Source organism: Bradyrhizobium sp. S3.7.6 (assembly GCF_054061875.1).
This window is the reverse complement of sequence record NZ_JBSSEQ010000003.1, coordinates 58,357-84,073: the sequence shown is the minus strand read 5'-3', so window position 1 is coordinate 84,073 and position 25,717 is coordinate 58,357. Positions and strand designations below refer to the sequence as shown.

General features: G+C 59.5%; 19 protein-coding genes and 1 pseudogene. 15 read left to right on the top strand and 5 right to left on the bottom strand.

Annotated elements, in window-relative coordinates:
* Positions 1-1,243: 1,243 nt before the first annotated feature.
* Positions 1,244-2,368, top strand: coding sequence for an RHE_PE00001 family protein (locus ACVJ5M_RS43915; RefSeq protein WP_354100618.1), 1,125 nt, complete (start codon positions 1,244-1,246; stop codon positions 2,366-2,368).
* Positions 2,369-2,511: 143 nt separating this feature from the next.
* Here ACVJ5M_RS43915 and ACVJ5M_RS43910 read toward each other — a convergent pair.
* Positions 2,512-3,039: pseudogene (locus ACVJ5M_RS43910) on the bottom strand (transposase); the annotation flags it as partial.
* A 238-nt stretch (positions 3,040-3,277) separates the two neighbouring features.
* Here ACVJ5M_RS43910 and ACVJ5M_RS43905 point away from each other — a divergent pair.
* A complete protein-coding gene (locus ACVJ5M_RS43905) occupies positions 3,278-3,805 on the top strand; it encodes a hypothetical protein (RefSeq protein WP_354081050.1) in 528 nt (175 codons plus the stop codon).
* Positions 3,806-4,341: 536 nt separating this feature from the next.
* Positions 4,342-4,917: a hypothetical protein gene (locus tag ACVJ5M_RS43900; protein ID WP_354081048.1), complete on the top strand. Its 576-nt coding sequence runs from the start codon at positions 4,342-4,344 to the stop codon at positions 4,915-4,917.
* Positions 4,918-5,776: 859 nt separating this feature from the next.
* Here ACVJ5M_RS43900 and ACVJ5M_RS43895 read toward each other — a convergent pair.
* From ACVJ5M_RS43895 to ACVJ5M_RS43885, 3 genes are all read right to left on the bottom strand, one after another.
* Complete coding sequence (locus tag ACVJ5M_RS43895; protein ID WP_354081046.1) at positions 5,777-5,938, bottom strand: hypothetical protein; 162 nt, start codon at positions 5,936-5,938, stop codon at positions 5,777-5,779.
* A gap of 50 nt (positions 5,939-5,988) precedes the next feature.
* On the bottom strand, positions 5,989-6,540 hold the full coding sequence (locus ACVJ5M_RS43890; RefSeq protein WP_354081044.1) for a hypothetical protein: 552 nt from the start codon (positions 6,538-6,540) through the stop codon (positions 5,989-5,991).
* A 66-nt stretch (positions 6,541-6,606) separates the two neighbouring features.
* A complete protein-coding gene (locus ACVJ5M_RS43885) occupies positions 6,607-6,945 on the bottom strand; it encodes a hypothetical protein (RefSeq protein ID WP_354081042.1) in 339 nt (112 codons plus the stop codon).
* Between the two features lie 1,420 nt (positions 6,946-8,365).
* Here ACVJ5M_RS43885 and ACVJ5M_RS43880 point away from each other — a divergent pair.
* On the top strand, positions 8,366-8,569 hold the full coding sequence (locus ACVJ5M_RS43880) for a 4Fe-4S dicluster domain-containing protein (RefSeq protein ID WP_354081040.1): 204 nt from the start codon (positions 8,366-8,368) through the stop codon (positions 8,567-8,569).
* 1,958 nt (positions 8,570-10,527) lie between these two features.
* On the opposite strand, the gene ACVJ5M_RS43875 is transcribed toward ACVJ5M_RS43880, so the two are convergent.
* A complete protein-coding gene (locus tag ACVJ5M_RS43875; protein ID WP_354081038.1) occupies positions 10,528-10,722 on the bottom strand; it encodes a cytochrome-c peroxidase in 195 nt (64 codons plus the stop codon).
* A gap of 198 nt (positions 10,723-10,920) precedes the next feature.
* Between ACVJ5M_RS43875 and ACVJ5M_RS43870 the strand changes: the two genes are divergently transcribed.
* The 11 genes from ACVJ5M_RS43870 to ACVJ5M_RS43820 all read left to right on the top strand — a co-directional run bounded on the left by ACVJ5M_RS43870 (position 10,921) and on the right by ACVJ5M_RS43820 (position 25,155).
* Positions 10,921-11,262, top strand: a complete 342-nt coding sequence (locus ACVJ5M_RS43870) for a hypothetical protein (protein WP_354081036.1) — start codon at positions 10,921-10,923, stop codon at positions 11,260-11,262.
* Between the two features lie 2,152 nt (positions 11,263-13,414).
* The gene (locus tag ACVJ5M_RS43865) at positions 13,415-13,888 is read left to right on the top strand and encodes a helix-turn-helix domain-containing protein (RefSeq protein WP_354081034.1); all 474 of its coding nucleotides are present in this window, start codon (positions 13,415-13,417) and stop codon (positions 13,886-13,888) included.
* Positions 13,889-15,244: 1,356 nt separating this feature from the next.
* Positions 15,245-16,747: a nitrogenase molybdenum-iron protein alpha chain gene (nifD, locus tag ACVJ5M_RS43860; protein WP_354081032.1), complete on the top strand. Its 1,503-nt coding sequence runs from the start codon at positions 15,245-15,247 to the stop codon at positions 16,745-16,747.
* Positions 16,748-16,828: 81 nt separating this feature from the next.
* The gene (gene nifK / locus ACVJ5M_RS43855; protein ID WP_354081062.1) at positions 16,829-18,388 is read left to right on the top strand and encodes a nitrogenase molybdenum-iron protein subunit beta; all 1,560 of its coding nucleotides are present in this window, start codon (positions 16,829-16,831) and stop codon (positions 18,386-18,388) included.
* Between the two features lie 110 nt (positions 18,389-18,498).
* Positions 18,499-20,136: a nitrogenase iron-molybdenum cofactor biosynthesis protein NifE gene (gene nifE, locus ACVJ5M_RS43850; protein WP_354081030.1), complete on the top strand. Its 1,638-nt coding sequence runs from the start codon at positions 18,499-18,501 to the stop codon at positions 20,134-20,136.
* 9 nt (positions 20,137-20,145) lie between these two features.
* Positions 20,146-21,531, top strand: coding sequence for a nitrogenase iron-molybdenum cofactor biosynthesis protein NifN (nifN, locus tag ACVJ5M_RS43845; RefSeq protein ID WP_456679739.1), 1,386 nt, complete (start codon positions 20,146-20,148; stop codon positions 21,529-21,531).
* Positions 21,532-21,548: 17 nt separating this feature from the next.
* Positions 21,549-21,944, top strand: a complete 396-nt coding sequence (gene nifX / locus ACVJ5M_RS43840; RefSeq protein ID WP_354081026.1) for a nitrogen fixation protein NifX — start codon at positions 21,549-21,551, stop codon at positions 21,942-21,944.
* A gap of 10 nt (positions 21,945-21,954) precedes the next feature.
* Positions 21,955-22,425 carry a NifX-associated nitrogen fixation protein gene (locus tag ACVJ5M_RS43835; RefSeq protein WP_354081024.1) on the top strand — a complete coding sequence of 157 codons (471 nt, stop codon included), beginning with the start codon at positions 21,955-21,957 and terminating at the stop codon, positions 22,423-22,425.
* 7 nt (positions 22,426-22,432) lie between these two features.
* On the top strand, positions 22,433-22,633 hold the full coding sequence (locus ACVJ5M_RS43830; protein ID WP_354081022.1) for a CCE_0567 family metalloprotein: 201 nt from the start codon (positions 22,433-22,435) through the stop codon (positions 22,631-22,633).
* Positions 22,634-22,646: 13 nt separating this feature from the next.
* On the top strand, positions 22,647-22,931 hold the full coding sequence (fdxB, locus tag ACVJ5M_RS43825) for a ferredoxin III, nif-specific (protein ID WP_354081020.1): 285 nt from the start codon (positions 22,647-22,649) through the stop codon (positions 22,929-22,931).
* 145 nt (positions 22,932-23,076) lie between these two features.
* Positions 23,077-25,155 (top strand): prolyl oligopeptidase family serine peptidase, encoded by a 2,079-nt coding sequence (locus ACVJ5M_RS43820; protein ID WP_354081018.1) that lies wholly within the window; start codon positions 23,077-23,079, stop codon positions 25,153-25,155.
* Positions 25,156-25,717: the final 562 nt, after the last annotated feature.

The following is a 25,717-nucleotide window of genomic DNA, read 5'->3' as shown; positions in this document are numbered from 1 at the left end:
TCCCCAAAACTCCGTTTCAGGTCCGAGAAGCTCGCCTCCGTCAGCCAGGCGCGTGCGGGATAACGTCTGCACGTTCCCGAATCCGAAGCTAGGCCAAAGCGCTAAAGCGGATGATCACAGACAAATGGGGACGGCAACATTGCAGCAGTCTTCTTTAAACAACGGAGATCCGCATACGACAAAAATCCAGCTGCACGTCGCGGAGAGATTCAGTCCGTGCGATCGGATACACGGAGCTGCCGGCTCCGGCTGCAAGCCGGGGCGCAGCGAGGAGGGCTCGCGCCAACACAGGACGGGCTGGGAAAGGTGGGCGACGCCCACACCATGAAAGGTAATTCGTTGAGCTGAGCTGCACTGAACTGCGAGCGCGCGGAGCGCCGTCGCCACGGGTGGAGCGCCTTACCGAGCCCAGAGCAGCCAGAGCGGAGGAGACGTTTATAAGTCGTTAACTATAGAGACGCCCTTGGACGCCAGAGGGAGCAGGCCGGCCCTATGCTTCGTCCACCATCCGAACCTGCTGGAGAACGGGCCGGGCTGGCCTTCCGTCCAAGCTTCCGCGACCGAGGCGCTGGCCCGTGGCTGACCAATCGAATCTGATCGGAGGAGTGGCCAACAGGGCGGGTTGTGCAAGATTAACCTTAACGGGATGTCCTGAGGGAGTTGGCGTGGAGCAAGCGGCCTCCATCTCAAACGCCATCCGGAACTGCCCCCTTTGCGTCTTGAAGAACTGCCCCCACCATCGGGATTATTATCTCGGTTGAAAGTGGTTTCCGCCAGTGACGGGCCGGAGCGACTGGAACGGGATTGGGTAACGGCCTGCCGGTTGAGATGATCGTCTGCCTGCCCATATCATGGGAGCTTGCGTCATCCGCTTAAAGCAGTTGACGACCTGCTGGCGCGCACGCAGCCTGGCGGCGCCTCCATAGAGCGAGCCTCTTCGCCCGCTCCACCACGTCGGAGGAGGGGGCAACCGCGGAGCATCAGCTTGCGAAAATTTTCCAGGTGGGCTTGCGCCCGGCATCTGAATCAGTCCCTGATGGCTTATCGACCCGAGAAACGATGCGGAAGCCGTCTCAGCAACAGCATCGTAAGTGCCGCCTGAGCAGGTGACGTACGGTAGATGGCCGTGGCCGAGGCAACCTCGGCGAGCGCAGCAGCGGCGAGGGAACTTGGCGCCGCTGTGACGGAACTTAATCCCATCTTAGCTTCCGTTTGATTGGTTTCCGTTAGGGTTATCAACCTCTTGCGACTCGAGCACAAAATCCCAGATCCGCTCCCCTGGAGCCTGCTTGCGAGTCCGCTCGCAGCAGCCGAGGATGCGCTCGCGCGGCTCGACGAGCGCCTCGCTAAAAGCCCGATCCGCGAAGCGTGGATTGCGCGGACTCATTTCTCCGACGCGTGTGCGACTCTGTGGCTCGACGGCGAGCTGGTCCACCTCGAAGACCTCGTCCTTCACGACGCTCACATGGACATCCGCGCTCCGACTCATGAGCTCACCCGAGCACATGCCGTGTTGCGCACCCGCCGCCGCATCGCAAGTCGCGACCCGGAGTGGCCGTTGTCGGCGGCCGGGCTCGGCTGCTTGCGTGGCCGGGGCGAGAAGGACGAGTCGGAGGAGGGCTGGGGCAATTGGAATGAGGAGGAGCGAGACTCCGAGCCGGATGACGCCCACCTTGACCCGCTTCTTGAGACCGAGGCCGACCCTCATTTGGCCGCAACCTTTGCTGCTGTTGACGCGGCGAATGCGAAAGCAGAGCGGACGCTTGCAACTGAGAACAGCTCCTGGTCAGAGCGCGCCGGGCTGATCTATGACCCCGACTGGGATGAAGAGGCGCGTCTCACCGAGTGGTCCGCCGTCGTCGAGCAAACCCGCAAATTGCCGCCGACCATCGCGGCTGCGCTTGCGGCGGAGGCCTGGGACAGCATCGCTCCACTGCAACACACGCCTTGGCTCGGCCGATTGTTGGCAGCGGCTCTGTTGCGCGCGCGCGCCAAAACCATCTGGCATCTGCCCTGCCTCTATGAGGGTCAGAAGGCGATCCCGCGTGAGCGCCGCCGGCCACGCGACGTCGCGAGCCGGCTCGCCGTACAGCTCGAGGCGATGACAGCCGCGGCCGCGGCTGGTCTGAAGGACCATGACCGCTGGTTTAACCAGCGAACCCTGCTCGCCCGAAAACTTGCCGGCCGACGCGCCACATCAAAAATGCCAGCGCTCCTGGATTATGTGCTGACCCGGCCGATCGTTTCGGCCGGCATGATCGCGGAGGAGCTCGGCATCACACCGCGCGCCGCGCAGGGCCTGGTCGCTGAGCTCGGCTTGCGCGAGGTGACCGGCAGGGGACGATATCGCGCCTGGGGGATTCTTTGACCCTGAGACTTCAGGCGATTTGGGGCAGGGCAGTTCGGTTATCGGAATACCGAGGCCACGAACGCGAATGATAGGGACCAGTCCGGCAAAGCAAGGACCGTTGAGACGAAGCGCTGCTACCGTAAGCGCGAGGGATGCCTAAACAACGTGGCAATGCGCCCGTTCTGGCGCACCTTCACGTAGGTGGCGTCGATCCATAAATACGGCCAGTCGCCCTCGATCGCGCGGGCGAGGAACGCCTTCACCTTGTCGTCGATCTCGCCACACAGCCGGCTCACCTGGCTCATGGAGATGCCGCTCATGCCCATGGCCTGCACCGGATCGTCCACCGAACGGGTCGAGACACCCTGCACGTAGGCTTCCTGCACCACAGCGGTGAGCGCCTTCTCGGCCATGCGGCGCGGCTCCAGGAAGCCCGGGAAATAGGAGCCCTTGCGCAATTTGGGAATGCGCAGTTCGACCGCGCCGGCACGGGTCTCCGGAATCCGGTCGCGGTAGCCGTTGCGCTGGGCCAGACGCTCGGGGCTCTTCTCGCCGTAGGCCGCCCCGGTCTGGCCTTCGAGTTCCAGCTCCATCAGCCGCTGGGCGGCAAAGCCGATCATCTCGCGCAACAGATCGGCGTCAGGGGTCTTCTCCACGAGCGTGCGCAGGTTCATCATATCGTCGGTCATCGGTGGTTCCTCGGTTGCGTTGGCGTGTCGCAATCCGATCCTACCGGCGAATCGCCGGTGACCACCGCAAAGCCGGCCGCCCGCTACGGCGCTATTTGAGGGCGCGCGTACGGGAGGCTTTGCTCTACCGAGCTACACCATCACTGGGACACGACCCCTGACTGCCCAGTCCATCAACATATTCACAATCCTGGTCGCTGAAGAGAGGCTGACGGATACTCAGGAGCAACCTAGATATTTGAATCCGGAGCGCATCGTATTGCGATCTCTCAGAGGGTGGTCGTTTGGAATCAAGCGCTATCTGAAACCGATTGCCGAGCTGGTCCCTTCGCTCGACAGTCTTTTGCTCGAACAGCGCCTGGCAGGCCTCGGTCATACTGAGCGTCGCCGAACTGGTCTCTATTCCGGTGCAATTCGTTCCCCCGATAACGCCGGCAATGTTCCCATCAATCGAGCCCTCAAGAACAATTTCTGGTGCGGTTCGCATGTCTTCGAATGGGTCGATACGACCAAGACCAGATTGAAGGCATTGTTCGACGATCCGCCCGCCTTGCAGAAATTGTCGGAGGCGGTGCGCAAATATGCGCCCATTGGGCTGGCCTGCCTGTCGGATCGCCTCGGCAACATCCTGGTGCAATTGCCGGTTACTGTTCTCAAATCGAAATTTGGTGAGATGCGCGAGACGGGCGAGTTGACCGTCGATGTCGCCTGGCATCCAAAGGCGCTTCTGAACGTACATGTAGATGAAGAGGGGCGGGGCTGGTAAAACGGTTGTTACGCCGTCCAGGCGGCCCAATGCAGCTGTGGCCCGGTCCAGCAGCCCGACAAGCTTGACCAGATCAATGGGTGGTGCTGGTGGGAGAGGGGCGGCAAAAAGGCTCGCACAGTCTCACCGCCGACGGCGCTTTCGATAAATGTCCCCAGCCGGGTTCCCGACGCATTGGCCAAGGAGCGCTCCTTTCCTTACGATTCACGTAAGCGAAGGATAATGGGTTTTCCTTTCCTTACGTAGCTCGTCGCCCTTCAATTAGGCAATTCCTGAGTCGGGCGTCCGGGGCTAAACGCCGATCGTATCTATCCAAATTCGCCAGATGAATAATAATTACAATTGGTTATAGATTTTCTGCGGCGCGGCTTCGAATCCAGGCGGCATACTGTCGGCATTCTGCCGTGTTCGGTATGGCGAGGGCGACATATGTTTCGTTCATCGGAGGATGACATGAACGCTACATTGCTTGACCCTAAGGTTCTCGGCTTCTGGGCCCGCTGTGTTCGCGAGGCGCAGCATTTGTCCAGGAAGCATTGGCTGCCAATGCGTCGGTGAACATCAGGACGGTACAGCGCTTCGAGGCCGGCCAGCCGATCAACGTGATATCGCGGCGGGCCCTGGCGAAGGCGCTCGGTTACGATAACCCAGACACTTTCGACGATCCCAAGTTCGCGCAGAGCGTGCTGGAAGTGTTCGATGGCCTGAAGACTATGCAGCAAAAGGACCTCGATGACCAACATCCCGATCATGTGCGGATCAAGGCCCGTGCGGTCGTCTCGGGCCAAGAAGCCGCCAAGTTCGCTGATGAAATCAATGCGATATCGTTCACAATCGACGAAGGCTTGGCTGACGAAGCTAAGGCACTTGGAGCAAGCTTCTGCGACTACGTGCAGGATTTGATGGATGTGGACGATGTCCCAATTTCCAGCCGTCTCGGGTTCGCCAAGGATCTTGGAGGAATTTTGCAGGACCTGACCCAGCAGGGGGCCAGCGTTTATGCCGCCACCCGCGACCGAAAGTTTCGCGGAGCACACTGGGGTGACCAGCCGGCGCTGGAGATGACTGTCGGCTACCTAGTCGTTGTTCCTGCCGATCGGGAGAATTGCTGAAATCTACATCCCACGCAAAGCTAGGCTTGGATAAATATCCCGGCCCAGGCTTGGTTTGCCTCGGTGCGCACCAACCTAACTCAGCAATTTTCCTTCGAGCGGTTTCAGGTTCTTCGAAAGCGTCCCTTTCTTTGAAGACGGGTCCATGCACGGGATCACTCGCACTCAGTTCCGCCGAATGCGGAAGGATCAGAAACGCGAGGTGATGATCCAATGGTTCTCAGCCAATTACGAAGATCCCGCCGTGAGCACGCCTTACGAAAGCGCTGAGGGCGGATACCAATACATTTGGGGCGGTCCCTACGAGACGCTGTTGGCGCTGCCGAGTTCCGACCCCTGGCCCGCGCGAGTTACAATTGACGACAACCGTCCCAACTTCTTCGAATGTATCGTCTGACGGACTGTTGCAATCTTCTTTTCGACTCCGTTTGCCAGCGCCCCCCGCACCCTCGCGCCATGGCGCTCTTCGGCACTTCAGCCGACCCGTGGTCCTGGATGAGCCGGGGCCTCTGCGAAGCGCGGTCGCATCGGCGGGTTCCACGTTCGGCGGCGCGAGCGCCTTTTCCATCTCTTTACCTTCCACAATTGCGTGTAGGACGGTCGATATGGCCGAGAAGACCGGCAATCGGTTACGAAGTGCGCTGCCGAGTGCGCCAAGACGGCCTGCAACCGTTCCAGCCACTGAAAGCGCGCGCCGGAAAACTCCTGAAGCGCCGGTTTGTGTCTGGGCCGTCTGCGACGGTGTGGGCGTGGACGACGATGTGGTGGGTGCTGGCGCACCTGCCGGACTTCTCCCCGCCCTATAAGACCTCGGGGAAGGTGGTGCACCGTGGTTCAGTCCCGGGGAATACAAGAAGCTCTATGAAACCACGCGAGCGCACGCGAAGGCAGCGAGATCCATCATCGTTGGAGTGCCGAGCAGCTGCATGATTACGTCCTGTTCCTGGCCAACACCGGTTTGCGGCCGGATGAGGCCAAGAACCTCCAGCATCGCGACGTGACCATTGTTGAGGATGAGCACAACGGAGACCGCATCCTGGAGATTGAGGTGCGCGGCAAGCGGTGTGTCGGCTACTGCAAGAGCATGCCGAGCGCGGTGCGGCCGTATGAACGCCTGCTGGGACGTCCGAAATATGTGAAGCAAGGGAAGGCGCGGGAAAGGGCGAAGAACCTCCAGGCTGACTTGCCGCGCTTCCTGTGGTGCATTCGCATCACAGTCTCGTACTGCGGCTCGGTCAGGTAGCCCTTCGCCTCGTAGTACTCGGACAGCGACGCGAGAAACATGACGGTGCTCGGGTCGTGTCTGCGCTTGGTCAATTCCTTGAGATAGGTTCCGATGTTGTCGTCGTATATCCTCTTGGCTTCGGTCTTCGGGCTCCGCGGATCGGCCCTGCCGTGCTGCCTCGTCCCGCGCTTGCTCGGCGGAGTTCGGTAGTCGGTCGGGGCGGGGGAGCCGTAGGACTTGGGCGCCGGAGCCGCGACGCCGGCCACGACATCCTCCCACGTCTTGCCTGCTGAGCGTATCAGCTTGTTGGCCATGCGCATGGCGGCGATGGCCTCGCCGTCGTGGCCGGACTCCGTGAGCCTCAGAAACTTGAGCAGACGCTCGCGGTCTATCATCATCCCCTCTTCTCCTCTTCGATGGCCATTCTTCTCTCTCTTCGATGGCATCGCGAGCCACGTCCTGATCTACGCTAGGTTCTTGTGACCGACACCCGGAAGAAGCAGCATGTCCCGGTTGGACATCGCCGCCACCGTCTTCAGATCGATTAGCGCGATCCCGAGATGGCGCATGATGGCGTGACCGCTGCGCATCTGCCACAGCGGCATGAGCACCGGGCTGAAGAAACAGAAGCACGCCAGTCGGCGCCCCGATAAGCGGAATCGACAACTGCAGAGGCCCCGAGCGGTCAGTGACCAGACGACAGGCGGCGCGAAATGCGCGCGGAGATCGAGCAGGCGCTGACGGCAGCGCATAAGAAGATAGTGAGTATCTTCATCTGATGCCGGATGTTTGTGGGCTTGCACCTGAGTTTCCATTTCGAATGAGCCGGGCAGTACGCGACGGCCTCCCGCGCCTGGTCGGCCTCGTCGGAGGCCAGTCCATCGTTGAAGCGGGAATTGCCGAAGTTTCCCTCCTCGAACCGGTCCGGCAGGGCTCTGGCTGCGGATTCACGTTTGAGTTCGTGCCCGCGAGTCATCGCCACCGCGGCCTTGGATTTCGGCTGAGGCAAATCCAGTCGACGCCGGCCGGGACCCGCAGCCTGCCGTTCGTCTCGATCACGGTGAGGAACCGAGATTCTCAAGCGCTCGCACGAGATGGTCGCCGGCCTACAACAGTGGTTCTCCTCCCCTCAGGACGCAAAGACGATGGCCTTTGCCGCGCGTCCATTCGGATGCGGTCGCGTCGGCGAGGCTCCCTTGTGCCGGCCTCTTTCGTTCCGTCGGCGCCGATGACAAGCGACGCCGATCCTGCTGGCGTCCGGACCAGAGATCGCAGCCGGAGCGCGTGCAAGCCCGAGAAATTACGAGCAAGAACGAGCCTCCGGTGCTCGTTCATGACGTGTGTCATGCAGACGATGGAGCGTCCACTACAAGATCCGGTAGATGCAAAATCCAACTTAAGGCCCTGGGGTCCCGCCCTGTTACCCCGCCGATCATCACCGAGGAAACAGATGTGAACGCAAACGACGAGAAGCCAACAAGGGGCAGAGCGGCACAATATGACCGGCAGAACCTAGGTGGCCACGCCACGCACACCTCAATCGGGGTCCTTGTTATTCTGTTAAGGGCCCCAGACGGTTACGATAGACGGGGGCGTAGGCCTACGAAAACTCGATCTCCAAAAATCAGCTTGTGAAACGTCAACCGGTCGACTGGACCACGGCGATCGACGGGCGCAGACGAACTTACCCCGCGGCTGTGCAAGATCGGATCCGGAGAGGGGTGCGCTGAGTACGCGATTCAGGGAATTAGCATAGCTCCCGACACACGTTCATCCATGAATGAGCCGGATACAGCATTCGCCATCGACAGCGAGCGCAACGTGAGGGAGGTAAAGTTGCAGCCATGAGCGAGCCTTGCACAAAACCTCCGGTCGGGGCGTGTGACCCGAGGTTTTGCAAGATCTTGCGTAGACGTGCGTCGGCTCGCGGCTTCTAGTCGCGCCGCCGGTTTCGGAATCATCGAGCCGTCGCGTGGCCCCGCACTGCCGTGCCGGACAAACCGACGGAAGCTCGCGGCGGTCGAGTCGCGACTTGCTCTCGGAGTACTGCCGAGGGCTCTCATAGCCTGAGTTGAAGCGGCCTGTTGCTGTAGCAGATGCAACATGGTCTCAGCCCCGGGACAGCACAATTGCGCAAATTGCCCGCCACTGAGCCTGTCTGTGTTTGGCACGGCATTTGAAAGGGACCGCCAATGGCATCGCTCGCCTAAGGAGTCGGAAGGCATGGCTTACAAGATCGTCGCTTCGCAATGCACCGTTTGTGGTGCATGTGAGTTCGAGTGTCCCAACGCGGCAATCACCCTCAAACGCGACATTTACGTTATCGATGCCCAAAAGTGTACGGAGTGCGAGGGCCATTCCGACACGCCGCAATGCGCGGCCGTCTGTCCGATGCCTGACACCTGTGTCCCGTCTAAGACAGCATAAGCAGCCCGCGTAAGGCTTCATCGATGTCGTGAACGAAGTAGTCGAAGTCGAGCTCGAAGGGGCTTTGTCGGAGGACAGCTCGAATTTATCTCGAATAAGGACAAGGCCGCTTCGATGCTCCAGTGGCCGCGTTGAGGCTTGTCGTCGCTGGCTCACTGGACGGGCGTCGAATATCTCAAGATTGCTTGCAGAATATCTAGAACGGCGTCACTTCGAAGCCGAAGAGCCGGTCTCCTCGCGCGACGGGATCGTTCCGGAGATCCTAAAGAGGTATGAGAAGCTCGACCTCCGCTTGCCCGTGGTCACCGTGCACGAGTGCATGGAGTGTAGGGTCATAGCCCGTCCCCCCGCCCGCGCTCTGGTTGCCGCCTCCAGTTTCGCAACTCAGAATGCATCCCGAGGTCAGGAGATGTTCCTGCATTTCGCCCGCGTCAGGCTCTGCTTGCCAAGCGGCGGCGGACGCATCGAAGGCGCGCGCCAAAGTCGCTCAGCACGTGAATACCTGCCGCACCGAGGAGATCGTCCTGACCAACGGCACGGAGGCGATCGAGCTCATGGCTCGTCGCGGGGCCAGCCGTATACCGAGCTGTCCGACCTGATCCTGCGATTCTAGAGTAATCCGGCATTGGCAATTCCTAAGGAGCCTCATGGTGATGTGATCAAACGGACCCCGGCCGAGGATGATCGCAACTTCCTGACGGGCGGGTTCGAGAAGCTGCTGACGGAAAAAACAGGCCCGTTGCGATCACGCAGATATCGAAAGCGGCCCGTGCTCGTTCCGGCCGCGGAGCTCATCCGGTTACCCGAACGGGATATCGAACGCGAACGCATCCACAGGGGGGCCTGCAAGCTGCTTACTGTGTTGGCGCCGCAGCGAGTGTCGTCTGATCGGCGGCTCTGGATCAATCCCGACTGCAGGCTGACACTCGAAAGTGGGAGGAGGTGCGTCCCGGCTCGTCAATATGGTGGCCGCACGCGAGTTGCGGGCTGCGCCACGATGGTGCCGACCGTTTTGCCACGCTTTTGTGAATGAGATGTCCCGCTTTGGGGGCTTGCGATGTCCTTGCGAGCTTCCCAAAGTTCCAGAGACGGGAATGCCGGCCGGCGTTGGCCGAGGCGGTCGCATACAGCCGGCGACAAGCTCGATTCTCGATCCGACGGCCGGTAGCGTGCCGGCGATGCCGATCGAAGTCAGCAACGGTCGATGCTAACCACAGCTCTACGTTTTATTTATCCATCGCGTGGATGCGTCCCATCACAACAATCAATTTTACCTCCCTTCCGGAATGTCATAGGAGATTGGCGCCTTGGCACGATCTTCGGGAAGATAATCGAGCGTTGCTGGTGTTTTGGGAGATGCCAAATGCTGCTGCGCGACGGCAAGCGGCCGCTTGAGTTTCAGGACGCAGCGCCCAAGCCGCTTGCGCGAAGGATCCCAGCTCGATCAAGGCACTGCCTTGCCAACCGGACGCGGCCGAGTGGTGGGCAAGTCCTGAAGTGTCCCACAGGAGCGGAAGGCAAGCGGCTCCAGATTTTGCGCGGAGGCGATATCCGCTTCTCGTTGTTTGACGGCGAATGCCCTTGCCGTAAATCGATCGCCGGTAGTCCTCCCTACCGACGAAAGCTGGTGCGATGCGTAAAGCAGTGTCGCTCCTGCGTGACTTTCGCCCGGCCTCCCGAGTAGGCCGGGCGCTTTTTTATAGGCCTGGCTATGAATGAAGGCACGGGATCATTCACTTTGACGTCATTGCGTGACCCTGGGTACGTGCATAGCATCTGCTACACCAAGCATGCGGCCGGTGCTGTTAATCCTATCTGTCTATGGAGGCGTTGGCCTCGTACTCGTACGCGTGATTAGTGTCGGATACTCGATCTTAGGTACCCGCCCGATCAGCGAATACAGAAACGCTACGATATCGTTCTCTTCCTCATTGCTAAGCTTGGCGCCGAGCTGGATTTCACTCATCAGCGCAACAGCTTGCTTCACGCTCCAAACTTGGCCCGTTGTAGACGGCGGGGGCCCGACGTAGGCCGACCTTCCAGCCGTGACCGACTGAGGTCGGAACGGCATCGACTCCGTCGGTACCGAGATTGTGGCATGTATCGCAGCTAATGATCTCGCTTGCCGATAGCCGCGGATCGAAGGACAGCATCTTGCCAGGCTCGACCTCTTCATATGTGACTGAATGTCCTTTACCGCAGGAATGACTGAGGGGATCGGATGGAAGATCTGCTTGGCGGTTCTCATCAGATCACCGTCCGGACATCAGCAGCCCAGTCGCCAAAACCGATGCTTCGGCCATAAGCCGAAGCTTCCGGATCGATTTGTTCACCCACCTCATCAGCTCTGATTGTTAATCAAGGAACCAGTAGAGAACGAGGCCACCCTCCGCTCCTTCAACGGGTTGGCGCAGTATGCACCGGATCCTCTGAAAGCGAAGCTGCATCAAACGTACGATTTCAAGATGCTCGCTGCCGGCGTGCGCGCACGAGGGTTTTGGCCTTATTTGATTCGCGAGTTCGCTTTGAGCCAGATCACGACGGTCGTGTTGGTAGATCAGACTAGCGCCTCAACCTTCGGCGTGATGGTCGATCTGACAACAACGGGTGTGCCGCAAAAGGGTAAGCTGTCCGGTGGCCGCATCGGTGCTCCATCAAGCAATTGGGTGGCCAATACGCTTCCGCGAAGTTGATCGTATGCGTCTTACACCGCTGGTCGCGCTCAGCCCTCACGGTGTGGCTGGACAATAGCAACCGCTGCCAGTTGTATCTGACGTGCAAGCTGCTGAGTTAGTTGCAGAGCGACTCCGGGCGAACAAACAACGTCGGATGTCTTGGCTTGATGAATACATGCAGTGTTACAGATGCGACAAGCGCCGGTCCCGGCTAGACATCATCGCAGAGAGTTTTGTGATGAGATCGAATTGCCAGCCGAACGCGGGAACGGCGGTAATAAGGTCTACGCAGGTTTGGCGAGACACTGGGCCGAGGCGCCAGGCGGTGCGCATCGCCCACGATTTTGCCGAGGCTTGCCCGACTGAAAGCCTCTCCGACTCATACCGGACCGCTCCGGGGCGCCGCCGCCGCGAAATCCCCCCTCCTTTGTAACGGACCAGCCCCAACCTGAACATGGCTTGCCTTCCACCTGAGATTCGCTGGCATGACAATTGCCGTTCTCAAATCAGAAAGGCGCGGTTACCCAGAGCTTGACGGTGCGACGGTCCGATTAGTCGGATACTCGCATTTCGACACCAGCTTAAGTCGCCGGCCTGACACCGGATCAGGCCGGGTGTTGGCTGGAATAAGATAAACCACTTCGGCCCACTGACGGGCGGGTGGCAGCTTTTGAAGTCCTGCGCGCTGATGGCAAAAGCCGCTGAACTTCTGCAGAAACAACCGTCACTTCGTGCCCTTGCGTTGAACGACTGCGATACAAGAGGACATGCTGGGAGGAGATCGTGACAGATGGCCAGGTCGTGACATGTCATCGGCGTCTTCCCCGGAAACACGTGATTGACCAGTTGTCCATGGCTGGTTCAGGTTGAATATGGTATGCGTGATGGCTTCGATTGACGATCGCTTGAATGAGATCAGATACGTGCGGAATGACATTTGGCGCTGTCGCAGAAGGCTTCAATGTGAGCTGAGTGATGTTGAGCGTAAGTTCCTCGAAGAGCGTCTGCTTGAGCGGCAGTCTGCCTTTGACCGGCTCCTGGCGACCACGTTTCCTTTTACATTGAAACTGTGAAGAAAATTTCGGGACCTGGCAGCCGGGCATTGGCGCGGAAATGGCCTCCGCCCGCAGAACGCCTGCGCCCGCGTCAGGAACGTAGCGCTCCGGCGCCGCGGGCCGTCGGGCCCCTCATAGCCGCCGCCGAGCTGAATGGCGTCGGTCCATAGCCTTGGTTCACCGACGTGCTGGCCCGCTGCGCGGCGTGAACGCGGATAATGGAATCGTTCGGCCACCCATCCAGGGGTGTCGCCGGGGGACACCGAACGCCTCGTTTCTGCGACACCGCGGTCACCGTGATTAGCTTTCATCCGACAGAGCGATCGAAGAAGCTTGAATCGGCCGTAGCGTCAGATTGTACAAAGCAGGCGAACGATATTCCAGACCAGGTGCAGCCGAATGATAAGGCCCGTTCTCGCTTTTGTATTGTGTTCCGCTCTCGAGTTGTTCGGGCCAAGCACGGGCGCGGTTGCGGACACAAGGCGGTACGCGTGCACGATCACTGCCGCCGATCGAGAGCCGGTCGGAGTTCGGAATGAGCGGGTCATTCTCAGCGTTCAATATGGCTGCCGGATCGCGGGTGGTCTCTTGAGCGACGCGGGGATCACAGCAGTGTCGGTCAGCGAGTGGGCTGCTGACAAAGGGTCATACTTGGCTTCCCTGGAATTTCACCGCGCGCTGGAGGGAGTTGCAATTGGACAACTCTCCGAGGCGACCGGATTCTCTATCATGGAAGGCGAGCAGGGCATTGCGGTCGCAACTTCCGGCACGACAGTATTCAAGTTCGCATCTGGCTCATTGGCAGCCCTTTCAGGGAAGACCCTTAAATTTACGACCAAACCCACTGGCCTACGTAGCTTCGAAATGGAGTTCACAGATTGGCCCGAATCTCTTCTACGGAGGTGAACTCGTGTCTTACGCTGATTTCCGCAGGCGCTCGGACGCACGAATTACAGTCCATACTCTTAGCCGCACCCAATACGTGCTCCCCGGCCTGTGTGCTGTTCTCCAAGGCGAGCACACGCGCAACAAGTTAAGCTAAAACTCCGAAGGCACTCGAGCGCTGTAGAGCGTTCAAATTAACCTTCACCCGAGCCGATCAGCAGCTCTTTAAGGTGCTGATCAGCATCAGGGACGAACTGGTCTCGCAGAAGGGGCATCTCTTCGGCAGCGCCTGCGCGACACCGAAGCTATCGACAAGGAACAGACGCAGCCCGATGATGAGCACGAAGAAGAAGAAGCCGCCGGCCCACAGCCGGCGCTCCGGCAACATTTTTGCTGATCTCGGCCTGGCGAACGCCCAGGAGCACCAACTCAAGGCAGCACTCGTCGTACAACTGAAGCGCTTGATGGCGGAGCGGGAGATCACTCAGACCGAAGCCGCGAGGCTGGTGGGCGTGAAGCAGCCCAACCTGTCCAGGATGCTTCGGGGCCAGTTCAGGCTGGTTTCTGTGGTAAAGCTGCTGCGTATGCTGACGGCGTTTCACCAGGACGTCGAGATAAGGGTAAAGCCACATCGGAAGCGTGGCAGAGCGGGCCGGATCACGTTATTCCGGCCTGAGAGCTGCCGAAAAGGGGAGGGTTCATGACATCCAACGCGACGGCGCCCAAAACCGCTCATGACCCCGCCTGTCGTGCCCGAACTGCAATGATTACATTCGGCCGACTGAAAATCCCTCGCCGCCCCTCTCCTCGCGGAGACCTGCCTGCGTTTTCGCGAACAACTGGGCGAGCAAGGACGCGAAGCTTGCCCGAGAGACCGAAGCGCCCCAGCAGGAGCGCGAGAAGCTCCAAACGGGTCGTGAGCAGGTCGTGAACCGACTGGCGGCTGAGTGCAGCCAACTCGCCGTTACAGAAGCAAGGAACGCGGCCGAGGCAGCTCGATGGATTCGGCTGATTCCACTGGACTCCCTCTTTCTCTCGAAGGAGAAGATCTCGGCTTGCAAGACGGGCATCTTTCATCCAGAGCGCAGATCGTAATCGGATATCTTTAGAACGGAATCCCCGGCTGCAGTCTTCGCCAGGCCGAGTGCCGAATACTGTGACATGGCGTCCAATGCCGATTTCCAAGACCAATCAGCGCCCACACGAACAACCCAAGCCCGCCGAGTACGGTGCAGCCACAGACGACGTTCAGGATGGCCAACCCAGGGGTAGTCATGCCGAACCGCCGAAAGCGGCGATGGTTGACAGAAGCTACGCCGCGGCCAGCAGGATCATTCCAACCAGTCTGACGGACATGCTCATCAGAGCGGAAAGCGCGACGATGGCAGCGATGAGTCGGATCCCGAAATGCCGGTGCTCGGTGATGTTCAAGTTGAGCGATGTCTCCTTGGCGATATCTTTCTGCGTCCCTAACTCGACCTTCAATGCGGCGAATAACCGATCTTTGGCGGCGTAGATTTCCCGGAGAGCGCAACTGATTGTCTTGTTTCAGACAGGCCGTTAGCGGGTACGCCTGTCGGTAGCCAACAGGTCAGGTTTCTAACAATCCGCATCCTGCCAACTATCTAGCTCTACAGACGGGGGTTTTTGTCTTCGACCAGCGCTGGCACACTCATTGCAAACCCCTGCGCAAGAGGCGGCTGTTAGCCCTTTGCAACAACATGCAGAGGGACACGCCCCTGATGGCAGGCAGTGAGTAAAGAAGCCGATATGACCACCCGCTGGAGAGTAGGCATGACTTCACCGAGACGCGTCTTGGTCAGCGATCCCGTCGACAGGTCAACAGCGTCACACACACCGCGTTCGCAAGCCCTCAGCCGAGACGAACTGCAAGATCGTGAACGACCGCCGCCGCATGATCCGGAAGGCCGCGAAGTTACGATCGGTAGGACCGGTCACGGAGATTGCACGCTTTACACCTGAATGCCGGATCGGAAATCCGTCGGTCTACCGGAAAAGCGTCGCTTCATGATCTGAGGCGACAATCAAAGGAACTTTGTATGAGCCGAGCAACTAACCAGAGTGTCGCTGAGATCAAGGCGCGCAACAAGCAGCTAATCGATGAGGTGTTGAAGGTCTACCCAGAGAAGACCGCCAAAAGACGCGCCAAGCATCTCAGTGTTCACGAGGCGGGGAGGTCGGATTGTGGCGTCAAGTCGAATATCAAGTCCATTCCGGGCGTGATGACCATCCGTGGCTGCGCCTACGCAGGATCTAAGGGCGTGGTCTGGGGGCCGATTAAGGACATGATCCATATTAGCCACGGTCCGGTCGGCTGTGGTCAGTACTCATGGGGCTCGCGGCGCAACTACTACGTCGGCACGACCGGCATCGACACCTTCGTGACACTGCAGTTCACCTCCGATTTCCAGGAAAAGGATATCGTATTCGGCGGCGATAAAAAGATCACGAAACTCATTGATGAGCTCCAGGAGCTATTTCCTCTCAACAGGGGCATTACCATTCAGTCCGAATGTCCGATTGGCTTGATCGGCGACGATATCGAGGCGGTCTCCAGAGAAAAGTCAAAGGAATATGGCGGCAAGACCATCGTGCCTGTGCGGTGCGAGGGCTTTCGTGGCGTGTCACAATCGCTCGGCCATCACATCGCGAACGACGCAGTTCGAGATTGGATCTTCGACAAGAGCGCCCCAGAGGCCCGCTCCAAATTCGAGCCGACGCCATATGACGTTGCGATTATCGGCGACTACAACATCGGCGGCGATGCCTGGTCGTCCCGGATCCTGCTCGAAGAAATGGGCCTGCGTGTCATCGCCCAGTGGTCCGGGGATGGATCTCTTGCTGAATTGGAGGCGACGCCGAAGGCGAAGCTCAACATATTGCATTGCTATCGCTCGATGAACTACATCTCACGGCACATGGAGGAAAAATTCGGGATTCCCTGGTGCGAGTACAACTTCTTCGGGCCTTCCAAAATCGCGGAGTCGCTGCGCAAAATTGCAAGCTTCTTCGATGATAAGATCAAAGAAGGCGCCGAGCGCGTCATCGCGAAATATCAGCCGCTTGTCGACGCGGTGACCGCGAAATACCTGCCGCGGCTCGAAGGCAAGACCGTAATGCTGTTCGTCGGCGGCTTACGTCCTCGCCATGTCATTGGCGCCTACGAGGACCTCGGCATGGATGTTGTCGGCACAGGCTATGAGTTCGGGCATAACGATGACTACCAGCGCACCGCTCAGCACTACGTCAAAGATGGCACACTGATCTACGACGATGTCACCGGCTACGAATTCGAGCGCTTCGTTGAAAAGATCCGGCCTGACCTCGTAGGTTCCGGTATCAAGGAAAAATACGTCTTCCAGAAAATGGGCGTACCGTTCCGTCAAATGCATTCCTGGGACTACTCGGGTCCTTACCACGGCTACGACGGCTTCGCGATCTTCGCCCGAGACATGGACATGGCGATCAATTCCCCGATCTGGGGGAAGACCGCGGCACCTTGGAAAGACGCTCCGCGGCCGCGCCTCATGGCGGCGGAATAGGAACGCCGACGCCCGAGCCCTTTCTTCCGCAGAGGAGGGGAAGGGCAGGAGAACGAACACAAGAACTTAAAGAGTGCCATGATGACACAGAACGCCGAACACATACTCGACCACTCTGAGCTTTTCCGGGGAGACGAATACCAGCAGATGCTGGCCAATAAGAGGGCGCTATTTGAGAATCCGCATGATCCCGCCGATGTCGACTGTATCAGAGAATGGTCCAAGACGCCCGAATACCGCGAGAAGAACTTTGCCCGCGAGGCGCTAACGGTTAATCCGGCGAAGGCTTGCCAGCCGCTAGGTGCGGTGTTCGCCGCGCTCGGGTTCGAGCGCACACTGCCGTTCGTCCATGGCTCACAGGGCTGCGTCGCGTATTATCGCAGCCATCTGTCACGGCACTTCAAGGAGCCGACCTCGTGCGTCTCCTCGTCAATGACGGAAGACGCGGCCGTGTTCGGGGGGCTCAACAATCTTACCGACGGGCTTGCCAACAGCTACAACATGTACAAGCCGAAGATGATCGCGGTCGCGACGACCTGCATGGCGGAAGTCATCGGCGACGACCTCAACGCCTTCATCAAAACATCCAAGGAAAAAGGTTCAGTCCCCGCGGACTACGATGTACCATTCGCTCACACTCCTGCATTCGTCGGCAGCCACGTTACCGGCTACGACAACACGCTCAAGGGCATCCTCGAGCATTTCTGGGACGGCAAAGCCGGCACGGCACCAAAACTCCAGCGCAAGGCCAACGACACGATCAACTTCATCGGCGGCTTCGACGGCTACACTGTCGGCAACATGCGTGAAATAAAGCGCATATTCGAGCTGATGGGGATCGGCTACACCATCCTCGCGGACAACAGTGACGTGTTCGACACCCCCACCGACGGCGAGTTCCGCATGTATGATGGCGGCACCACGCTGAAGGATGCCGCGGACGCAGTCCACGCGAGGGCAACCATTTCCATGCAGCAATATTGTACGGAGAAGACGTTGGCGTTCATCAAGGGGCACGACCAAGAGGTCGTCGCCTTCAATCACCCCCTGGGCATCAGCGCCACGGACGATTTCCTGATGACGCTGTCGCGTATCACCAACAAGGCAATTCCGAATGCGCTGGAGCGGGAGCGTGGGCGTCTGGTAGACGCAATGGCTGACTCTAGCGCGCATGTTCACGGCAAGAAGTTCGCGATCTACGGCGATCCCGATCTCTGCTATGGCGTGGCCGCATTCTTGCTGGAGCTCGGCGCTGAGCCCACCCACGTGCTCTCGACGAACGGGAGTAAGGCCTGGGAGCAGAAAATGCAGGCGCTGTTCGCGAGCTCGCCGTTCGGTAAACACTGCCGCGCCTTCCCGGGCAAGGATCTCTGGCACATGCGTTCGCTCCTGTTCACAGAACCGGTCGATTTCCTGATTGGTAACACCTACGGCAAATATCTCGAACGTGACACTGGAACACCGCTTATCCGCATCGGGTTTCCCATCTTCGATCGCCATCATCACCATCGTTATCCAGTGTGGGGCTATCAGGGTAGCATGAATGTGCTGGTCAAGATTCTCGACAAGATCTTTGATGAGATCGATAGAAAAACCAGCTCGCTCGGCAAGACAGACTACAGCTTCGACATCATACGCTAAGGCGAGCGCCCCGCCTCATCGTCCGCAGGAACAGCGGCGCTGAGGCGGGGATTATCCGCCGGCCATCCTCTTGGTCTGTGCGGTGTCTTGACATCCCCGAAAGAGACAACATGACTACGCTTCGCACGACCATACTGGACGCCTTTAACGAACCGGGCTGCGCCAGGAACGCGAGCAAGTCGAACGTCGAGCGCAAGAAAGGATGCACCAAGCAGCTGAAGCCGGGCGGCGCCGCCGGCGGGTGTGCCTTCGATGGCGCCAAAATCGCACTGCAGCCCTTCACCGATGTCGCCCATCTTGTGCATGGTCCAATCGCCTGTGAGGGCAATTCCTGGGACAATCGCGGTTCCGCCTCCTCCGGCTCCGATCTGTGGCGCAGAAGCTTCACCACTGACATGAGCGAGACCGACGTCGTGTTCGGCGGCGAGAAACGGCTGTACAGGGCAGTCAAGGAGATCACAGAGAAATACGACCCACAGGCCATCTTCGTCTACCAGACGTGCGTGCCCGCGATGATCGGTGACGACATCGATATGGTCTGCAAGGCGGCCTCCGCCAAATTCGGCAAACCGGTCATTCCCATCAATGCACCGGGATTTGTGGGGTCGAAGAACCTTGGTAACAAGCTCGCAGGCGAAGCACTGCTGGAGCACGTCATCGGTACTGGAGAGCCCGATTACACCACTCCGTATGACATCAACATCATCGGCGAATACAACCTGTCCGGCGAGCTCTGGCAGGTCAAGCCGCTGCTCGATGAGCTCGGAATTCGGATCCTGTCGTGCATCTCGGGGGACGGCAAGTACCGGGAGGTCGCATATTCACACCGAGCCAAAGCCGCGATGATGGTCTGCTCAAAGGCAATGATCAACGTCGCAAGCAAGATGAGGCAGCGCTACGGCATCCCGTTTTTTGAAGGCTCGTTCTACGGTATTGAGGATTCCAGCGATTCACTGCGCCAGATCGCGCGCATGCTAATCGAACGTGGCGCGCCGGCTGAGCTGATGGAACGAACGCAAGCCCTGATCGCACGCGAAGAGACCAAAGCCTGGACTGCGATCGAACGTTTCAAGCCGCGCTTTGCCGGCAAGAGGGTCGTTCTCATCACCGGTGGCGTGAAATCCTGGTCGATGGTGGCCGCTTTGCAGGAGGCCGGGCTCGAAATGGTCGGCACGTCCGTGAAGAAATCGACCGAGAAGGACAAGCAACGTATCAAGGAATTAATGGGCCAGCACGCCCACATGATCGAGGACATGTCACCTCACGAGATCTACAAGATGCTCAAGGATGCAAGAGCCGACATCATGCTTTCGGGCGGCAAGTCGCAATTCGTCGCACTCAAGGCGGCGACGCCATGGCTCGATATCAACCAGGAGCGCTGCCACGCCTATATGGGCTATGTCGGGATTGTCAAGCTCATGGAGGAGATCGAGAAAGCGCTCTACAATCCGATATGGGATCAGCTCCGTCAAGGCGCGCCCTGGGATGAGTTCGATTGGAAGCGTCAGGCAAAGAACGTTGCGCGGATGGATGCGCAAGCCGTTGATCCAGTTCGGGGCGCGAACGGCGTCAAGACGATAAGTTTCTCCAACAAAACTGAGATCGGCGATGGTGAGCGCGCGATTGCGGCGCATGGCCCGAACCTCGTCGAGCCCGCCGAGCCGTGCACCAATTCCACCGCAAGGGGCCTTGCTTGTAAGGACACTCGTTCCGATCTCCAGCCCCCGGCGCTGCAGGCGGCGGAGTAGGAGAACGACATGGCGATCGTCACTGCCTCGAAGAAAGCCTGTTCGGTCAATCCGCTCAAGATGAGTCAGCCGATCGGCGGCTCATTTGCCTTCATGGGCCTGCGCGGCGCGATGCCGCTTTTGCACGGCCCGCAAGGTTGCGCCTCCTTCGGGCTGACGCTGTTCGTGCGCCATTTCAACGAAGCCGTGCCGATGCAGACGACCGCCGTGAACGAGGTTGCCACCGTGCTCGGCGGTCTCGAGAATCTCGAACAGGCGATCCTCAACATCTACAATCGCGTCGAGCCCGAGGTCATTGGTATCAATTCGACCGGCGTCACCGAGACCAACGGCGATGACGTCGAGGCCTTCATCCGGTTGATCCGGCAGAAGCATCCGCAGCTCAAAAAGCTTCCCCTTGTCTACGTCTCGACGCCGGATTTCAAGGATGCCTTTCAGGATGGCTGGGGCAAAACAGTGGCGCGGATGATCGAGGTGCTCGTGGCTCCCGTCGACCCAGCGAGACCGCGCGACGCCGCCCGCGTCAACGTGCTACCTGGCTGCCACCTCACGCCCGGCGATCTCGACGAGCTTCGCACGATCTTTGAGGATTTTGGGCTCAAGGCCTCCTTCCTGCCGGACGTTGCCGGTTCGCTGGATGGCCACATCCCCGACGAATTCACGCCAACCACGATCGGCGGCATTGGAATTGACGAGATCGCGACGATGGGGCAGGCGGCCTGGACGATTGCGATCGGCGCGCAAATGCGCCGTGCGGCCGAGATCATGCAGGCGCGGACAGGCACGCCGTTCCGTCTGTTCGAGCGGCTCTGCGGCCTTATGCCAAGTGACGAATTCATCGCGTTTCTGAGCGAGATCAGCGGCCGGTCGGTGCCCTCAAAATATCGCCGGCAGCGTGGACAGCTGGCAGACGCCATGCTGGATGCCCATTTCCATATCGGCGGCCGCAAGCTCGCCATCGGCGCCGAGCCGGACTTGTTATTCGATCTCTCCAGCTTCCTTCACGACATGGGGGCGCAGGTAACGGCCGCGGTGACGACGACGAACTCACCTGTGCTCCAGCGGGTCAGGACCGAGGACGTCCTGATCGGCGATCTGGAGGATCTTGAAGAGCTTGCCAGGTTACGTGACTGCGACCTCTTGATGTCGCATTCACACGGTCGACAGGCCGCTTCGCGACTCAATGTTCCGTTCCTCCGGGTGGGCTTTCCGATGTTCGATCGCCTTGGCGCTGCGCACCTCACGACCGTTGGCTATCGCGGCGCGCGTGATCTGATCTTTGATATCGCCAATCTGATCATCACCGACCGCGAAACCAACCATGGGCCGACGCCCGACACCTGGCCATCACCTGCGTTGACCTGCAGGTCCATCCGCCCCAATTGCATTGAGTAGGAAGAGAAAACACACGGATGAAAGTTGCATTCGCCACTCAGGACTTGAAGCACGTCGATGCGCACTTCGGCTGGGCCAAGAACATCGCGATCTACGAGGTCGGCCCGGACGGGCATCGGTTTATTGAGGCGGTTCAGTTCGGCGGTGACCTCACGGAAGACGGCAATGAGGATAAGCTGGCGCCGAAGATCCGGGCGATCAGGGGCTGCGCAATCCTCTATGTTGCGGCGATCGGCGGCTCGGGTGCTGCGCGAGTCGTCGCGAGCAACATCCATCCGATGAAGGTGCTGCAACCAGAGTCCATCGACGACCTTTGCGTCAAACTCGAGACCGTGCTGAAGGGGTCGCCGCCGCCCTGGCTGCGGAAGCTGCTCACCAAAAGCTCGGAACGTACGGTGGATTTCGAAGCCTGAAGGAAAGAGGATGCCCGATCAGTCTGAAATCACTCCAGCCGCCCCCGCGGCAGAGCGGCCATTTCTCAAAGAGCTCATCAAGATCTGGCGCGCCCAGGACACCCACGGCGCCTGGGAGAGCAAGAAGGACCTCGACCTGCTCGACCCCTACATTCTGGACAAGCGCAAGCGCCGTGAGTTGCCGATCGTTGGCAATCCCGAGCCCGACACGATATGGCGACTGCAGTTGTTCTTTGACGCCATTGCGCTCTCGATCGAGAAGGCGACGGGCGTGATGATCTCGCCAATGCTGAAGATGCATCAGGAAGGGTTCGGTCGGATCGTGCTGATCGGGGGCCGGCTCGTTGTCGTGAGCAAGCAGCTACGGGACGTGCATCGCTTTGGTTTCAACAATCTGTGTCATCTTGCAGACCAAGGCGACGAAATCATCAACAGTGGTGTTGAGATGATCCGCGAGTTCCCGGAAGTCACGAATTATTGAGGCAAGTATGAGCGATGTTGAAAGCCTGAAAGCGGAAATAAAGAAGCTGTCGGCCAAAGCGACCCAGGCCAAGATGGACCTCCACGACCTCTCCGAGGAACTGCCCGTCAACTGGACCACGATCCTGAGCGTGGCGCAGAAGGCCCACGACGCCTTCAGCGAACTCGAAAGCAAGCGCCAAGATCTCCAGGCGCTACACAAAGCATAACGGACCTCAAGCCATGTCATTCAGGACCCGCGACGGCCGCGATTGGAGGCCGGACTACCTGGTTTGGATCGATCCGAACAAGTGCATCGGCTGCGGCCGCTGCTACAAGGTCTGCGGCCGCGAGGTCATGACGCTAAAGGGCCTGAGCGGGGGCGGCGAGTTGATCGATCTCGATGAGGACGACGATGAGGTCGAAAAGAAGGTCATGGTGATGAAGGACGAGGGGGCCTGCATTGGCTGCAGCGCCTGCGCCCGGGTCTGCCCGACAAATTGTCAGACCCACGCGCCAGCTGCTTGAACCTACTTTTCTCTCGCCATGAACAGGGGTGGATTGTCAGAGACAAAGGTAGCTCGGGAGATCCGGCATCGAGCCGACGACATGTACGGCGCGAAGGCTTGAACCGTGTGGAAAGTGCGCGTCAATGCTAGGCTTGGAGTGAATCATGGTCAAAAAAGGTGTGCCGTTGAAGTCGCGGATTGAAAAGCCAACGGCCTCGACTCCAGATGATGATCCCTATCTATGGTTGGAAAAGATCCAAGGCGGAGGGGCGTTGAACTTCGTCGAGCGGCAGAATAGCAGAACGCTACGGGTGTTCGGCGGACCGGCCGCGGGACGAGATCGCGATGCGCTGACCGCGATTTACGATCGGCCTGACAGGATCCCCTATGTCAGGCGCCGCGGCAGCCATCTTCACAATCTCTGGAAGGATGCCACCAACCCGCGCGGGCTGTGGCGGCGGACAACAATGGCGGACTTTCGAAGAGCCAATCCGGCGTGGGAGATCGTGCTGGATATCGACCAGCTTGCGGCAAGCGAGCGCGAAGACTGGCTACTGAACTCGACAAGCTCACTGCCGGGAAGCCCGCGAAGTATCTTAAGCCTGTCGCGCGGCGGCAGCGATGCCGTCACCTTGCGGGAATTCGACGCCGACACGAGGAGCTTCGTCGCGGGCGGCTTTGCAATGCCGGAAGCCAAGGGCGGCGTCGACTGGCTCGACACGGACACGCTGCTGCTGTCCAGCGCCCATGGCGAGGGCATGGTCACGAGCTCCGGATATTCGAGGACCGTTCGCCTGTGGTGTCGTGGCGAACCTGTCGATCGGGCAGAAGTGATCTTCGAGACCACGGCTGATCACATGCGCGTCTATGGCCGCGCGGACCATACCGGCGTGGTCCCGCGTACCTGGATCATCGATCAGATCGACTTCTTCAACTACCGCATCTGGCTGCGCGATCACGCCGGCACCACCACGAAGCTCGCGCTTCCGACCGGCATTTTGATGGAGGCCCATGGCGACTGGTTTGCGATGAAGCTGCGCCAGCCCTGGTCGACCGGAGGTCGAACCTATGCCACCGATGCCGTCCTCGGCATCTCGCTTTCGGCTTTCCTTGCAGGCAGCCGCGACTTTTCGCTCCTGTTCGAGCCCGGACCGCGGCGCGCATTGCAGGACTTGTTCTGGACTGCCGGCAGACTGGTGCTCTCGATCCTCGACGAACTTAAGCCGCAATTCCAGATCTGCACGCCATTCGCCACGGGCTGGAGCCGCGCGATACTCGGCGGGCTTCCCGAAATCGGCGTGGTCGACGTCTGGCCGCTCGATCGTCATCCGTCTGAGAGCAATGGCGACCTGCTCGCCGAAGTGCAGGACCCGCTCACGCCGCCCTCGCTGCTGTTGATCGAGCGCGGCGTCGAAAGTCCTGTCGTGTTGAAGCAGGCATCAAAGACCTTCACCGCCGATGGCCTGGTGGTGACGCAGCATGAAGCGATCTCGATTGATGGCGAGCATATCCCCTATGTGCAGACCGGCCCCGCAGGCGAAACCGGCGATGCGCCGGTCTATATGACCGCCTATGGCGGCCTCGGTCGCTCGGTGAAACCAATTTACAATTCGTCGCTCGGCAAGCTGTGGCTGGAGCGCGGCGGCACCGTTGTGCAGGCGAATTTGCGCGGCGGCGGCGAGTTCGGCACGCGCTGGCACGAGGCTGGCCGCCTCGCCGGCAAGAAGCTGTCGCATGACGATTTCGCTGCCGTTGCCGCCGATCTCATCCGTCGCGGTGTCACGAAACCGAAACGGATCGCAGCCAAGGGCGGATCGAACGGCGGCATCCTCATTACCAACATGCTGACGCGATACCCGGAGCGTTTCGGCGCGCTGTTCTGCACCGTCCCGCTGACCGACATGCGCCGCTACACCAAGCTGCTTGCTGGCGCGAGCTGGATCGCGGAGTATGGCGATCCCGACAAACCCGAGGACTGGGAATGGCTGAAGACCTATTCCGCCTATCACAACGCAAAACCCGGCCAGCCCTATCCGCCAATCCTGATCGCCACGAGGCGGCGGGACGACCGCGTCCATCCCGGACATGCGCGCAAAATGGCCGCAAAGCTCCAGGCGATGGGCTATGAGGCTTATTTCTACGAGCCGCCTGCGGGTGGGCACGGCCACGGCAAGGACAACAAGGAGCGCGCCGGCCTTGAAGCGCTGGGCTTTGAATTTCTAAAGAGCAAGATTGGCTGGTAGGACGGGGAGGCGTCAGCCAGCTGGCGCAATTGCCAAATGACATTCGTACGATATCGACCAGAGCGCGGGCGATCTGACCGGCGTCAGAACTCCCGCTACGGCCGATTCGAGATCCTGCGTGCTTGAACCAACGCATGGTGGAGTTACTGTCTCGCCGGGACTTTGATAACGACCGTTTCTCTTCACCAACTCTATGACCTCACTTACGTGCTGTATCTCAGCCCGGTGGCTGCGCGTGATCTTCCAGGACCGTGACTAAACTGCGTCTTGTCTTGCCCTTTAGAATGTATCCGCACAAAAGCTCGCGATTTAAAGTTCGAATTGCCTTTTGTACGTTCCGCAGGCGCTCAATTCGGCGACAGGATTATCTTCAGGCAGCCGCGGCCGCGCTTTCTTTAAGAAGCAGGTCAGACAGACAGAGCGAGCGAGGCTCATACTAACTGTTATTTGCCGGCGCTGCGCGCCGGCGGTTACGACAGCGATCCTCAAAACGCCAGCAGCGATCGTCATGATTGGCGGGGCACAAACCCCGCGGCCCGAAGCGCTCGACCCGCGTCCGATG

Bases quoted from the DNA above. Each gene is read 5' to 3' on its own strand.
- ACVJ5M_RS43890 (WP_354081044.1), bottom strand. From the start codon at position 6,540: ATGATGATAGACCGCGAGCGTCTGCTCAAGTTTCTGAGGCTCACGGAG.
- ACVJ5M_RS43880 (WP_354081040.1), top strand. From the start codon at position 8,366: ATGGCTTACAAGATCGTCGCTTCGCAATGCACCGTTTGTGGTGCATGT.
- ACVJ5M_RS43875 (WP_354081038.1), bottom strand. From the start codon at position 10,722: ATGCTGTCCTTCGATCCGCGGCTATCGGCAAGCGAGATCATTAGCTGC.
- nifD (WP_354081032.1), top strand. From the start codon at position 15,245: ATGAGCCGAGCAACTAACCAGAGTGTCGCTGAGATCAAGGCGCGCAAC.
- nifK (WP_354081062.1), top strand. From the start codon at position 16,829: ATGACACAGAACGCCGAACACATACTCGACCACTCTGAGCTTTTCCGG.
- nifE (WP_354081030.1), top strand. From the start codon at position 18,499: ATGACTACGCTTCGCACGACCATACTGGACGCCTTTAACGAACCGGGC.
- nifN (WP_456679739.1), top strand. From the start codon at position 20,146: ATGGCGATCGTCACTGCCTCGAAGAAAGCCTGTTCGGTCAATCCGCTC.
- nifX (WP_354081026.1), top strand. From the start codon at position 21,549: ATGAAAGTTGCATTCGCCACTCAGGACTTGAAGCACGTCGATGCGCAC.
- ACVJ5M_RS43835 (WP_354081024.1), top strand. From the start codon at position 21,955: ATGCCCGATCAGTCTGAAATCACTCCAGCCGCCCCCGCGGCAGAGCGG.
- ACVJ5M_RS43830 (WP_354081022.1), top strand. From the start codon at position 22,433: ATGAGCGATGTTGAAAGCCTGAAAGCGGAAATAAAGAAGCTGTCGGCC.
- fdxB (WP_354081020.1), top strand. From the start codon at position 22,647: ATGTCATTCAGGACCCGCGACGGCCGCGATTGGAGGCCGGACTACCTG.
- ACVJ5M_RS43820 (WP_354081018.1), top strand. From the start codon at position 23,077: ATGGTCAAAAAAGGTGTGCCGTTGAAGTCGCGGATTGAAAAGCCAACG.